Origin of the sequence: Paenibacillus shunpengii, from assembly GCF_042684905.1 — a bacterium.
Lineage (GTDB): Bacteria > Bacillota > Bacilli > Paenibacillales > Paenibacillaceae > Paenibacillus > Paenibacillus shunpengii.
This window is the reverse complement of the sequence record NZ_JBHUMJ010000003.1, coordinates 37,308-50,732: the sequence shown is the minus strand read 5'-3', so window position 1 is coordinate 50,732 and position 13,425 is coordinate 37,308. Positions and strand designations below refer to the sequence as shown.

The 13,425-nt window shown below is 46.5% G+C and carries 10 protein-coding genes; 3 read left to right on the top strand and 7 right to left on the bottom strand.

Going from position 1 to position 13,425, the window contains the following annotated elements; genetic code table 11:
• Window positions 1-54: 54 nt before the first annotated feature.
• From ACFSVM_RS14615 to ACFSVM_RS14605, 3 genes are all read left to right on the top strand, one after another.
• Window positions 55-540 (top strand): DUF4362 domain-containing protein, encoded by a 486-nt coding sequence (locus ACFSVM_RS14615; RefSeq protein WP_090725843.1) that lies wholly within the window; start codon window positions 55-57, stop codon window positions 538-540.
• Window positions 504-1,124, top strand: coding sequence for a hypothetical protein (locus tag ACFSVM_RS14610; protein WP_090725845.1), 621 nt, complete (start codon window positions 504-506; stop codon window positions 1,122-1,124). The genes ACFSVM_RS14615 and ACFSVM_RS14610 overlap by 37 nt, the downstream gene beginning before the upstream one ends.
• A 122-nt stretch (window positions 1,125-1,246) precedes the next feature.
• Complete coding sequence (locus tag ACFSVM_RS14605; protein ID WP_090725847.1) at window positions 1,247-2,140, top strand: helix-turn-helix domain-containing protein; 894 nt, start codon at window positions 1,247-1,249, stop codon at window positions 2,138-2,140.
• A gap of 52 nt (window positions 2,141-2,192) precedes the next feature.
• Here ACFSVM_RS14605 and ACFSVM_RS14600 read toward each other — a convergent pair whose 3' ends face one another.
• The 7 genes from ACFSVM_RS14600 to ACFSVM_RS14570 all read right to left on the bottom strand — a co-directional run bounded on the left by ACFSVM_RS14600 (window position 2,193) and on the right by ACFSVM_RS14570 (window position 13,307).
• The gene (locus ACFSVM_RS14600; protein ID WP_090725848.1) at window positions 2,193-5,234 is read right to left on the bottom strand and encodes a glycoside hydrolase family 2 TIM barrel-domain containing protein; all 3,042 of its coding nucleotides are present in this window, start codon (window positions 5,232-5,234) and stop codon (window positions 2,193-2,195) included.
• A 131-nt stretch (window positions 5,235-5,365) separates the two neighbouring features.
• Window positions 5,366-6,190 carry a carbohydrate ABC transporter permease gene (locus tag ACFSVM_RS14595; protein ID WP_177178773.1) on the bottom strand — a complete coding sequence of 275 codons (825 nt, stop codon included), beginning with the start codon at window positions 6,188-6,190 and terminating at the stop codon, window positions 5,366-5,368.
• Window positions 6,187-7,080, bottom strand: coding sequence for a carbohydrate ABC transporter permease (locus ACFSVM_RS14590; RefSeq protein ID WP_076314964.1), 894 nt, complete (start codon window positions 7,078-7,080; stop codon window positions 6,187-6,189). The genes ACFSVM_RS14595 and ACFSVM_RS14590 overlap by 4 nt, the downstream gene beginning before the upstream one ends.
• A 176-nt stretch (window positions 7,081-7,256) precedes the next feature.
• Window positions 7,257-8,543 carry an ABC transporter substrate-binding protein gene (locus tag ACFSVM_RS14585; RefSeq protein ID WP_090725850.1) on the bottom strand — a complete coding sequence of 429 codons (1,287 nt, stop codon included), beginning with the start codon at window positions 8,541-8,543 and terminating at the stop codon, window positions 7,257-7,259.
• A gap of 264 nt (window positions 8,544-8,807) precedes the next feature.
• Complete coding sequence (locus tag ACFSVM_RS14580; protein ID WP_090725852.1) at window positions 8,808-10,613, bottom strand: cache domain-containing sensor histidine kinase; 1,806 nt, start codon at window positions 10,611-10,613, stop codon at window positions 8,808-8,810.
• A gap of 5 nt (window positions 10,614-10,618) precedes the next feature.
• Window positions 10,619-12,175 (bottom strand): response regulator transcription factor, encoded by a 1,557-nt coding sequence (locus ACFSVM_RS14575; protein ID WP_090725854.1) that lies wholly within the window; start codon window positions 12,173-12,175, stop codon window positions 10,619-10,621.
• Between the two features lie 337 nt (window positions 12,176-12,512).
• Window positions 12,513-13,307, bottom strand: a complete 795-nt coding sequence (locus tag ACFSVM_RS14570) for an NAD-dependent epimerase/dehydratase family protein (RefSeq protein ID WP_090725856.1) — start codon at window positions 13,305-13,307, stop codon at window positions 12,513-12,515.
• Between the last annotated feature and the right edge of the window lie 118 nt (window positions 13,308-13,425).

Sequence of the window (13,425 nt, the reverse complement as noted above, 5' to 3'; positions counted from 1 at the left end):
AGAGTCCAATTTTAAGTATCCTGATAAGCAATTCAATGAAATGGGGTCTTCAATTTGAGAAAACAAGCACTACCGCTCTTTGTACTGCTGATGCTTACCGTATCCGGCTGTACTACGAATGCAGAGCTGGAACCACCTCAGCCTGAGATTCAGACACCGAAGGAATCACCTGCCGATCAGGAAGTCATCAACCTGCACGGACAAGTTACAGGGCTGTATTACCTTGAAGAATTTCTGAATAAAGAACGCTCTTCTCAGAAGATTGTATCTTACACCATTGAAGGTGATCCAATTTATCACACCCTAACACACAAGGAGGACGGTACAATTCAGGTGGTCTATGATCCAACCCAGGATGCCTACGGTTCAAACGAAATCAGTACATTCAGCTGTAATGCCCTGCAAAAAACAGATACAGACGAATCCTTAGTCTATTCCCTCTCGCTGTGTGATAACGGAAATTTAAGTGAACCCATCATCCAGCTTGATTACCAGCTGGGCATTTGGAATCACTGGACTTTCGGCTGGAATATGGCCTGAATCAAGGAAATGTGATCGATACAGAGAAGAAGCAGATTACAGCCAATTTAGAGAACGGAGAGTCTGTTACAGCGAGTGATGTTCATCTGAATATAAAGACCCGAACGCAAATCTATAAAGAAATGGTCAAGCATGGGGCATTTTCCGCGAGCAGCGAGGGAACTACAACTTGCACCAAGACACCATTTGAGAGCTACAGCCTTATCGTAAAATTCAGGGATGAAACTTATCATCACGAATGGAATGGATGTGATAAGACACATCAGGATCTGACACGATTAGCTGAAAAAATCACTGGCCTGATCGATACCTACTACGAATCAAACATAACTTTGGGGAAGGTATCCATGCATAAGGCGTCTGAGCCGCAACAAGCGGAACAACTGTCTCTAAGCACTGAAAAGAGTGAATACTTGCGCGGAGAAAGGGTGACCTATATCATTGCGAATCACTCTGAAGAGTACAATCTCACTTACAGACTAATTAAGAAAGTTACAATTTACGATCCAGAAGAACGTGAAAACAAGAGGAATCTTGCCATGATCAGCAATTCATTTCACCTAAAGCCGCTTAATTCCCTGTAAAGCCTTAATCTAACAAACCAGCCTTCCTGATCGCAGTACTCGGGGAGGTTATTCAAGTTGGCAAAAAAATCAAAAGTGCTCCTTTTGTTTTGCTATCCTTATAGACAAAGGAGGGCCTGACCTTGAGTACCCAGCACACCATTCAACAAAGCATCGACTATATGGAAGCACATTTGGAGGATCCACTGTCACTTGAGAGCATCGCTTCTCATGTTGGCTTCTCCCCCTATCACTTTCACCGTATGTTTCGGAGACAGGTTGGGATGAACGTAGCCGATTATTTACGAAGAAGACGGCTGTGTTACGCAGCCCAGCTGCTGCTATACTCCGATGCCTCCATTATCGATATTTCATTGCACTGTCATTTTGAGAGCCAGGAGTCATTTACAAGGGCTTTTAAGAAGCTCTACGGTATGCCGCCTGGCCGTTATCGCAAATTATTTATGCTTCACACCTATAACCGTGAACAAGGAGAGAATCCAATGAAGGAACAGATCGCTTCACCGATTAAGGGCTGGTTTATTAGCGGGAGTCACCCCCAGGACTATGAAATGGGCATCGACCGGAATACGGTACACCAAGGAAGCACCTCTGGTTATCTAAAAGCCCGGACTCCCATGGATGACGGCGCCTTCGCTACGATGATGCAGCAATTCAAGGCAGACAAATACACAGGGAAAAGAATGCGCTTCTCCGGATTTGTCAAAACCGAAAATGTAAAAGAATACTGCGGGCTGTGGATGCGTGTAGACAGCCACTCAGAGGATGTGCTCCAATTCGACAATATGAATGACCGCCGCATTACGGGAGATACACACTGGAATCATTATGCGATCGTACTCGATGTCCCTGAGGAGAGCGGCACCATCTCGTTCGGAGTCCTGCTTATGGGTGAAGGGAAAGTATGGGTCGACGGTTTTCAATTTGAGGAAGTCGATCTCAGTGTGCCAACCACGAGTTTAAAGCTTGACTACGCAATGAGTGACGAACCGACTAATCTTTCTTTTGAGGAGTAAAAAATAGGAGCCCTCCTGAGGTGGAGGGCTCCTTCTTGCGTTTATTTCTTATCTATCTTTTTCGAATCGTAAATTCAAAGGACAGATCCTGCGCAGGATCGATCAGATACTCATCCAGCACTGGCGCACCCCAGCTGTCATCCCCGCCGACACCCATCTGGCGTCCAGCAATAGTCACGACCGTATGATGCACATTCGGCAGCTCGTAATGATGCGTCGCATTCTCCAGCTCGAATGCAGTGAACGGCGAAATGTTGGCTTCCACCGGCTGCGTATTCGGAGCTGTGATCTCGATCCCTTGTCCGAGCTCATTCGTAATCGCAACACGTCTTACACCCGTGCGGTTACCAGACTCCTGCGGTACCAAATAAGCCGCTACGTTGTCCTCCGCTCTGTTCTGGAAGCGGCCAAGTCTCGCTCCATAGGCACGGTCAATGTAATTCTCCTCTGGTCCCTGAGCATAATAGTCCAGATTCGCATAATCAGCCGGCACCTTGAAGGACAATGCAAAGATCGGGAATTTAGGCAGGCCAGCTGCCCCTTTATAATCCGACTTCACTTTGATACTGCCATCTGCAAATACGGTGTAGGCAACCTTGACGCTGACTTCATCCGATACACTGAGTCTATACGTATACGCTACAGTCGCCTGATTCGCTTCCTCGCTCAGCTCCCACTTCACACATCTGCGGGAGAGGCTGGCTGCATACCAGGCAGAAGATTCGAAGTGGAGACCTGCTCCCTTGTCATTATCTGTCATCGCTCTCCAGAAGAGCGGCGCTGGCGGTGCGGAGATCATCTCGCGTCCTCCATAATTCACAGAGATCAGCGTACCTGCTTGCTTCGAGAACATGATCGAGAAGCTTCGGCCATGCACACCAATGTTCACGTCACCTTCAACTACACGGAATTCACTGCATGCTGCAGGCGCTGTGGCTGCTTCGGCTGCTTCTTCTACTTGGAAGATATGCTGTCCAAAGGCCACCTCAAAGCCTGCTTCGGCCCACAGCTCTTCTTCTCTCAGTACAAGCGATACATCTACCGTGTATACCCCTGCTTCCGTTTGCTCTGGCAGATCAAGACTTACATACTGCTCTTCGCCAGGAGCAACAGATACGCTCTCTTCACTGCGGAACAGCTCTACACCTTCCCGCTTCAAGCTGCATACGAGGTCAAACTGATCTGTATTCACGAACAGATTCTCATTCTTCACCGTTACACCCTTCGCGTCCGGCAGCAGCTTCACGTTCTGATACACGAACTTCACTTCCTGCATCTTCGGCGACCATCTGCGATCCGCATAGACGATCCCGTTACCCGAGAAGTTATAGTCGGTTGAACGGTCATCGAAGTCACCGCCGTAGGCCATGAATTCCTTGCCGTAGCGGTCTTTCTTCACAATCACCTGATCCATGTAATCCCAGATGAATCCGCCTTGGTACATTGGGTACTTCTCTTCCAGCTCGGTGTATTTTACAATGCCGCCAACGGAGTTCCCCATCGCATGCATATATTCACAGCTGATATACGGCTTCTGCGGATCTGCATTCAAGTACTCTTCGATATCCGCCACTTTCGCATACATCCGGCTCTCCATATCACTCGCTGCATCATAATCCCGATTGTGGAATACACCCTCGTAATGAACGAGACGTGAAGGATCGCGGTCGCGGAAATAATTCGAGACGTTAACGATAACTTCACCTGCATAAGATTCGTTGCCGCACGACCAGATCAGGATGGACGGATGATTCTTGTCCCGCTCTACCATCGACACGGCCCGATCCATAACGATATCCTGCCACTCCGGAAGATTGCCCGGAACGTTCCAGGACGGCTCAACTGCACCCATCTTCTGCCACGAGCCATGCGTCTCCAGATTCATTTCATCAATAACGTACACACCATATTCATCACACAGCTCGTACCATAGCGACGCATTCGGATAATGAGAAGTACGGACGGCGTTCATATTCCCCTGCTTCAGCGTCTTAATGTCCCAGAGCATATCTTCCTTCGTAATGCTGCGTCCTCTGTGCGGATTGAATTCGTGACGGTTTACGCCCTTGAATACAATACGTTTGCCATTCAGATGCATCACTTTATCCTTCATCTCGAACTTGCGGAAGCCAACACGCTGAGGTACAACTTCCACCAGCTCACCTGTCGCATCATAGACCGAGATGTACATCGTATAGAGATTCGGTGCCTCTGCACTCCATAGCTCAACCACGCCTGCATTCAGCGTCAGGCTTAAGGATTGCCCCGGTGAGCTCACATCGCCGAGAGCCGTAACCTGACCTGCTTCATTCTTCAGCTCTACGGCTACCTTGGATGCGGGAGCTCCGCTTAGCTTCACATCGACGGTTAGCGTTCCCTGCTCATAACGCTCATCCAGATCCGTATGAACAAACAGGTCCTGAACATGAACCTCAGGTACAGCGTACAAGTAGACATCCCGGAAAATACCCGAGAAGCGCCAGAAGTCCTGATCCTCCAGCCAGCTGCCTGTACTGCGCTGATACACTTCAACCGCGAGCTTGTTCTCTCCGTCCGTAAGATAAGGCGTCAGATCAAATTCACTTGGAGTGAAGCTGTCTTCACTGTAACCGACAAATTCACCGTTCAGCCATACATAGAAAGCGGATTCAACCCCTTGAAAAGAGATAAATACCGGGCGCTTTCCCCACTCCTTAGGCACTTCAAAATATTTCACATAGCTTCCCACCGGATTATGCTCCTCCGAGATCATCGGCGGACGAAGATGCTCATGTCCATCCCACGGATACATCGTATTGACATATTGGGGCTTCCCGTATCCCTGCAGCTGGATATGTCCTGGCACCTCAATAGCATCCCAGCCTCTTACAGAGACTTCGGTCTTGTAAAAATCAGCCTGTCGCTGTGCCGGATTGACAGCATAGCTAAATTTCCAGCTGCCGTTCAGGCTATGGCGGAGCGGCATCTCCAAGCGCTGCTTCGCTTCCTCCAGCGTTTCATAATAATAGTGATCGGAGTGAGTCGGCACCCGATTCACCGAAAATACGTTTACGTCAGACAGCCAGGCAAGGCTCGGTTTCTGTTGATGCGTCATTCGTATGATTCCTCCTGTCATAAAATGAAGAGGACTGCTGATATTCCAAGATTGTACTCTTCGAGTATGCAGACAGTCCTTCTTCCGTTTCATCCTTGCATAAGGGATATATGATAATCCTCATTTAATAATTATTTAACGGACCCCGTCATTCCTGCAACAAAATGCTTTTGCATCAAGAAGAATACGATGGCCGTCGGCAATGTTGTAATAACAATTGCGGACATGATCAATCCGTAGTCCGGAGCGTACCCCGATCCGAGATTGGAGATCAGAAGCGGCACTGTCATATTTTCCGGTGATTGAAGCACGATGAGCGGCCACAGGTAGTTGTTCCAGCTGTTCAGGAACGTAATGATCGCTGCTGCTGCATACGTCGATTTCATCGTCGGCATATACACTCGGAAGAACAATCCAAGCTCTGTTAATCCATCCATACGCCCTGCTTCGAGCAGATCCTTCGGAAACATCTTCGTGCTCTGACGGAAGAAGAAGATCAGGAACGCCGTTGTAAAGGTTGGCAGGATAACAGCCGCCGCTGAGTCGATACCGAAGAACGGTGCTACGTTGGATACCTTCGCAAACATTTGATACAAAGGCACCATTATTGCGGCAAACGGAATCATCATGGACGCAAGCAGGATGTTAAATACGACATCCTTGGCTTTGCTGCGGTAAACCTCAAATCCATAACCGGCTGCCGATGCAACGAGCAAGGACAGAATGGTTGTGATGATGGAGATTTTGGCCGAATTCCAGAGCGCCTGCCACATATCTACGCTGTTGAATAAGTTCGTAACGTTCTCTATAAGATGGGACCCCGGCAGCAATGTTCCCTTCGTAACATCCACGGACTGGTTTGTTGCGCTTACGATCATCCATATGAACGGGAAGATAGAAACAAGGGTGGCGATAATAAGGAACAGGTACGTAAAAAAGCGTTTCGGCTTGATCATTTTTTATCGCCTCCAATCTTGTTCTGAATGATAGTAAGCAGTACAACCATAACCACGATGGAGTAGGATACTGTTGCTGCATAGCCGAAGTCCGGCGTGTATTCAAAGGATAGGTTATAAATATATTGCGAGATGGACATGGTCGAGTTACCCGGTCCGCCCTTCGTGATATTGACGACCTCATCAAACAATTGAAGTGTACCAATCGTAGAGGTAATCCCTGTGAACAGGATCATCGGTTTGAGCAGCGGAATCGTAATTTTGAAGAACTGGGTGAACGCATTCGCCCCATCAATTCGCGCAGCCTCGTACACCGATTTGTCGATGTTTTGCAGGGAAGATAAGTAAAAGATCATGTTATAGCCTGTAAAGCGCCACGTAATAGCGATAATAATTGTAACCTTTGCCCAGAACGGATCTGTAATCCATTGAATCGGCTCAGAGATCAGATGGAAGTTCATCAGCATTTTGTTGACGATTCCGTCTGCACCGAACATGTATTTAAATACGACCGAGTAAGCAACGAGAGATGTTACCGTCGGCAGGAAGATTGCTGTTCTGAAAAAACCTTTGAATTTCAAATTCTCATCATTCAACAAAACGGCGATAAAGATCGCCAGTACGAGCATGACTGGAACCTGAATAATCAAGTAAATAAACGTATTTTTTACCGCTGTAATGAAGTTAGCATCACTGAACAACCGGATGTAGTTGTCAAATCCGACAAAATCCAGATTCATTCCCCGGCCGGATTTAAACGACAGGATCAACGCCTGAATCATCGGATAGAAATAGAAAATACTGATTGCCAGAACCGGTATCAATATAAAGAACCAGCCCGCTAAATTCGTGCGATTGTGACTGACTAAACTTTTGCGGCCTGAGGTCAACTTCGCAGGTTTCACGCCACTCCACTTCCTTCCATAACTAAGCTTCTATTTATCTAGGCTATCTTATCTGTTCTTTAGAAAACCCCTGCCCCTTCTCCTCTAAAGAGCAATCCTCTTAAGAAGCAGCGTAAAGAGCAAGGGTTTGTTGTTATTCCAGCTTTGTGAGAATTTTTAGATTAACGAATTTGCGTTTCTGCTTGAGTCTGAGCATCCGCCAGAACAGCATCTAGATCCTGTCCGCCTAGGTAGCTCTGCATCGCGACAACCAAAATGTCTTCAATTGCATACGTGTTCAGACCATAGTTCACATTCGGAATTTGTTCTGTCCAAGCTGCAAAATCGGATACGACTTTTTGATTCTTGAAGAATTCATCCTCAGCTTTGTACGCTTCACCTTCTGCAGCGGCTTTAAGTGTACCGATAACACCTACATCTGTGTTCAAGGTTTGATACAGATCCACATCAGATCCAAAAGTTTGCTTCAAGAATTCTGCTGCTGCTTCTTTGCCATCGACATTCATGACATACCAGGAGCTTCCTCCAAGGTTAGATGCATGAACAGATCCTTCAACACCAGGAAGCGTAGGAAGTGGAGCTACTGCCCATTGACCGGACTGAGATGCCTCGGCTTTGATGGATGGTGTAATCCAGTTACCTGTAGGCACAGATGCAACTTCTCCACTATTCATTCCACCAACAAATTGGCTCCAGTCTGAAATAACTTTGACGATACCGGAATCCATCAATTCTTTATAAGTCTCAAATGCCGTCTTCATAGCAGCGTTATCAGCAATCGCTGGAGTTGAGCCGTCTTCAGCGGTATACCAGCTGCCTGCAGATTGGATCATCATACGAATGATGCCCAGATCGTTAGGGTCTTGAGTCAGCATCGCTTTGCCTGTCTTCTCTTTCACATCTTTACCGATTTCAATGTACTGCTTCCAGTCGATATCCTGCAGATCTTCAAGCGTATAGCCTGCCTGCTCCAGATAGTCGGTTCTGACATACATGCCGGTTACACCCGAGTCAAACGGTACGCCATACTGCTTGCCGTCTACACTCGTTGGGCCGATCTTATAATCTGCAAAGTCCTCTGCATTGATCACATCGGTCAATTCATAGAAAGCATCCGGGTAGGATTGAAGGAAGCTCTGTGCTCTATAGTCTTCAATCAATACAATGTTTGGAAGTCCTTTTGTCGATCCAGAGTTAAGTCCCGTGTTCAGCTTCTGTACAATGTCATTCTGTGCATTTTCAACGATGTTAACTGTCAAGTCCGGATTAACCTCAGCATAAGCTTCTTTTGCTTTATTCATTGCCGCAATATTGAATGCCGGGTCCCAAGCCCAAACGGTAATTTCATTCGTTTCTGCGCTTTGGCCTGAGTCGGATTCTCCTCCTCCACCGCCACAAGCGGTCAGCAGCACTGCACTTGCCAGCATAACAGACAATAATTTTTTCAAAAAAATAACCCCCTCAAGGCTTGTAAATGAGATACTGAAAAACTGAAAATAAAAGATGGAAGCGTTTACTCTTGCTATGCTCCCATCTTATCACTCTTGTATGCGTTTTCTTTAGAACTATCTTTGCAAGCTTTTGTTCTTTTATTGGGTGTTCGCAAGAGTACAAGAGTCTCTGTCAGGTAATATATTTAGCTTTTTGCAATATTTTTATGACAGCCTGTACTCATTTCTTGTGGTTTGGGATTTTTTTCATGAGTTTAAGTATCAATAGGAAATAAGCGGCAGACTAATTCTCACCTTGGTTCCTTCCCCGAGCTTGCTTGTAATTTGGACCCCATAGTCTTCTCCGTACATAATTTTGATCCGCTCATCCACATTTTTGATCCCGATGCCTGAGAATAGCTTACGATTCCGCTTGGTCTGCGGGAGCTTGGTCTCTGGAAGCCCGCTTCCATCCTCACGGACTGGACGCTCCCGAACAGATTCCATTTCCATTCCGTCCCCATTATCCACGACCTCACAGATCAGCTGTTCATGCTGACTGGATATCATAATGAGGATGCTTCCTTCCCCTTTGTGATTAAAAGCATGAAAGAATGCATTCTCGATAAAAGGCTGAATAATGAGCTTAGGCACCTCGTAATCCATGACATCCGGCTCGATAAAATAGTTCACGCGAATTTTGTCTCCGTAGCGAACATGGTTAATATACACATAGTTTTTCAGTGTCTCGATTTCCTGCCTCACCGGAATGGTGGATTCCACGTCGCTTACCGTATTTTGCAGCAGCGTAATTAAAGAGTTAATCGTCTCTGCTGCCCGTTCACGGTCTCCCTGCTGAACCAGAAATTTAATGGACGCGAGCGTGTTGTATAGAAAATGAGGATTAATCTGCATCTGCAGCGCCGCGAGCTCGGCATTACGCTGCTGCTTCTCAGTCTGAACAAGTCTGTCCACATAGTCATTCAGCTCGTCCAGCATAAAATTGAACGCATTTCCGAGCTCCCGCGCCTCCAGGCTGCTGGTCGAGACATCAACATAATTGCTGAAGCCCTTTGTCGGAATACCCGACATTTGATGAATAAGCCCTCGCAGAGATCTTGTCATTTTTCTAGTCATAAAATACACGATAATGAGGGATATACCCACAATTCCCAGGGTGGTCAGTGTTAACGCTCTTACATTAACCATCTGTCCGATGGCAGCATCCTTATCGATTAGATTGACGAGATAGAAATCGAACTCAGGTAAGTATTCGGAGAATAAGATGCGGTCATCACCCAGCAGATCGGCGTTCTTACCTAGCTCCCCACTGCGCTGGTCGGCAACGACTTTGGTCAGCAGTGCCTTATCCGTCATTCCAATCAGCTCCTGCTGATTGCTGGAGATCACTAATCCTTCATCGTTCATCAGGAGCACATCATTTCCATCACTTGTGAAGTTGGCATAGAAAGGCTTAAATATACTGTCTCTGATCATGACGTACATTGTTCCATAAATCTCATCCGAGCCATGATGATACAGCGCCTTGGAAGCAACCAGAACAGGCTCCTTCCATGTGCCGGACTGACTGTCATCATGGTAGAGCTGATATACAATCTTGTGAGGATCACGAATCGTTCTTTCTGTAATCGGATGATCTTCAAGCTCTGCTGCTGTCGCGGACCAATACCACGGATCTGTCGTATAGCTGCGTCCATTGGCGCCCAGTACCATAATACTGACTTCATAAGCGCTTAAGTTAGAGCTGATCGTCTTCATTCGCTGTGTCATATTGAATGTCTGCATTGCCAAAGACACTGAATCCGTATCTCCATTCGTCAAATAGTTACGTATCGTTCCGCTCTGACTAACTAAGTTCGTGGTGGTAGCCACGGCGCCGTTATAGGATTCAAGATTCGACTTCATCTGATTAAGCAGCTTCGTATTCGTAATGCTGAAAGTCTGCAGGAAGAGCTGCTCCGACATCCTTATCGTTATTGCCAGTGTGAGTACAGATACCGCAATAAGACTGATCAAGGTCACCAGGAACAGCTTGACAAACAAGCTTTGATTATTGAACATTTTCATGTGTCTCAATCCTCTTTTGCAAATTGCTCTCTGCGGTAGGTGCTTGGTGACAGACCCGTAAGCTTCTTGAACACTTTTGTAAAATAGCTCTGATCTGAGTACCCTACCTGTGCACTGATTTCGGAGATGGACTCCTCTGTTGAAGTCAGCAGCTCCTTGGCTTTTTGAACACGGATCTTATTCAGATACTCGCTGAACCCCTCATTATTATGAGCTGAGAAATAACTCGACAAATAGGATGGGTTAAAATGAAATTGCTTCGCTACTTCAGTCAGCGTAATCGGCTCCCTGTAATGCTCCTGAATATAGCTCAGCAGCATCGCCATATTCGGATTTACCGCAGTGTTGGTTTCGCCGATCACCTGCTCGGCTTCATGAATGAAATCAACAATGCGCTGGATCGCATCCCGGGCATATGCTGCCTCATCAATTCTGCGGAAGAACTCATATTTGCTCTGCTCGAGCCGCTCTGTATCATATTTCAGCTTTCCGAGTGTATTTGTTACATTGAAAATAAAGTTGCCCAGATAGGCTTTGAATTCGAAAATATCCGTTCGATAATCCATGGATTTGAGATGAATGTGCTCCAGAAATCCGGCGAAACCTTTCTGAAACTGCTTCCGCTTCAGCTGCTCTGTCAGCTCTCCCATGTCGAGGTCTGCTGTCACCTGAGGCAAGTCCGGCAGATCCCCTACATAGATAAAATGCTTATCCGGCATATAGAAGGAATACCGTGCAAGCGACAAGAACTGATTCCGATACACCGCTCCTAACTGATAAAAATCCGTAAACCGCTCCGTCATGACCATATGGACGCCGGATTTTTGTTCCGGCGGCAACTGCCCTATTCCTCCTCTAACGTCCATAATGAGACTGTTCCAAATCTCAGAGTTCATGTTCAGTATATATAGGGCCTGGTCCTTCATATTCAAATGGATGCTTGCCGTATCAGCAATCTGTGAGATCATGGTTTCTACCATCTGAATCAAGCTGGACCTCACTTCCTGCACTGCGATGTGCTTCAAATCCATGCCTATAAGGACGTAGCTATCCCCTGGCAGGACAGAATTCAGCACTCCGGGTGGTAGCTCCGCTTCATAACCTGCGATCAGCTTCTCAGCCGCCTGTTCGATATATCTCTCCTCGGCAGGTTCTTCGAGTGCGGTTTCCTGTAATTCCGCAATCCGGGCTGCCGTTTTATTCAGAATACTGAGCAGATATTCGGCTTCCAGCTTTGGTTTTAATATATAATCCGCTACACCGCTCTGGAAGGTGGATCTAACGTATTCGAATTCACTAAAACTGCTGAGAACGATAACTTCCATCTTGGGATGCCGTTCCTTCACAATTTTCACGAATTTCTCACCATCCATGATGGGCATCACAATATCGGTCAGAATAATATGAGGTTTAACTTCCTCCACAAGATCAAGCGCCTCAAGTCCGTTCGCAGCCTCGCCGACAATTCGAAATCCGGCCTGTTCCCAGTTCATTAGATGCTTAATGCCCTGCCTTACCAGCATTTCGTCATCAACGATCATCACTTTGCATAGGGATTTCAAAATTTTATACCTCCTTTAAATACAAAAAAGCCCAGCTAATCCGCCAGGCGCCCGTTCTTTTGGGACACGTGTATCTTAGATCTGCAGAAAATGGTTATTGAAACGCTTCCGTGCATTTGTTTTATCTATTGTAAAGATGATATCGTACACAAACAAGCTTAAGTCACGAACGAATTGATTTCTATGTAGGCAAATAAAATAAGCTAAGATGATATTTCATGCAAATACCTTCTTAGCTTATACAGCTCATTTCTATCATATCGCTATACACTTGGTTTAATACTCGCAATGATGGGTTTTGAAATTTTAACAGACCGTTGTCAGACGCTGTCCACAACTAATGCGCCGCTCTCGTCATTCCTCCGCCCTGGTAATCTGTCTCATCTTCCTTAATCTGCACCCCTTTGCTTCTGGCTGCTTCAAGCAGGTCGGCAGCATCGTCCCGGGGCTTGTACCCGATCAGCGTTTCCAAATATCCGATATCATAATAATTATCGGTATTTGCCGAGGTGCCGTACAAGCATAGAAACTTATGCTCATCCGAGGCCTCAATGCATTTCTCAGCTAATTGCACCATATCCCGCTCCGAAATCCAAATGTGGGCAGCTCTTTCCGAATGCGGACGGTCATCACCTGGAAAATTGCCGATTCGAATGTTAATGGAGGAAATCCCATGCCGATCTGCATACAATCTCCCGAGCAGCTCAATATAACACTTGCTTAATCCGTAAAAGCTGTCAGGCCGATAAGGGTCTGTTACCTCTACTTCTTCATCCACTTTATAGAAACCGGTCGCATGGTTCGAGCTTGCAAAAATAATCCGTCTCACTCCTTGCTTGCGTGCCGCTTCGTACAAATGATAAGCCCCTGTTACATTGATGGGCAGCACTTTGCCCAGGAAATCTTCTTCATCCTTCGCCCATGCAATATGAAGCACGGTGTCTACACCTTCAGTAAGAGCAAGCAGCTGTTCCGCATTGGTAACATCCAGCGGTTTAATGCCCTGTTCCTCATTTGCATTCAGATCTGCGGCAATAATGTTATACGCCCCTGTTGCCTGTAACCCTTGGACAAGACACCCTCCAATTCTTCCTGCCGCCCCTGTGATGAGTATATTCCGTCTATTCGTCATTCCTTCCTTCCACCCTTCGTAAGATTATTTCCCGGGATATAATGAGGAGTTCTGCTATACCCAGTATTAACCTAAAAACAAAAAACACATGCACCATAATTTCAATTGTACATGTGTT

Coding starts and splice junctions, on each gene's coding strand:
- ACFSVM_RS14600 (WP_090725848.1), bottom strand. CDS start 5,234: ATGACGCATCAACAGAAACCGAGCCTTGCCTGGCTGTCTGACGTAAAC.
- ACFSVM_RS14595 (WP_177178773.1), bottom strand. CDS start 6,190: ATGATCAAGCCGAAACGCTTTTTTACGTACCTGTTCCTTATTATCGCC.
- ACFSVM_RS14580 (WP_090725852.1), bottom strand. CDS start 10,613: ATGAAAATGTTCAATAATCAAAGCTTGTTTGTCAAGCTGTTCCTGGTG.
- ACFSVM_RS14570 (WP_090725856.1), bottom strand. CDS start 13,307: ATGACGAATAGACGGAATATACTCATCACAGGGGCGGCAGGAAGAATT.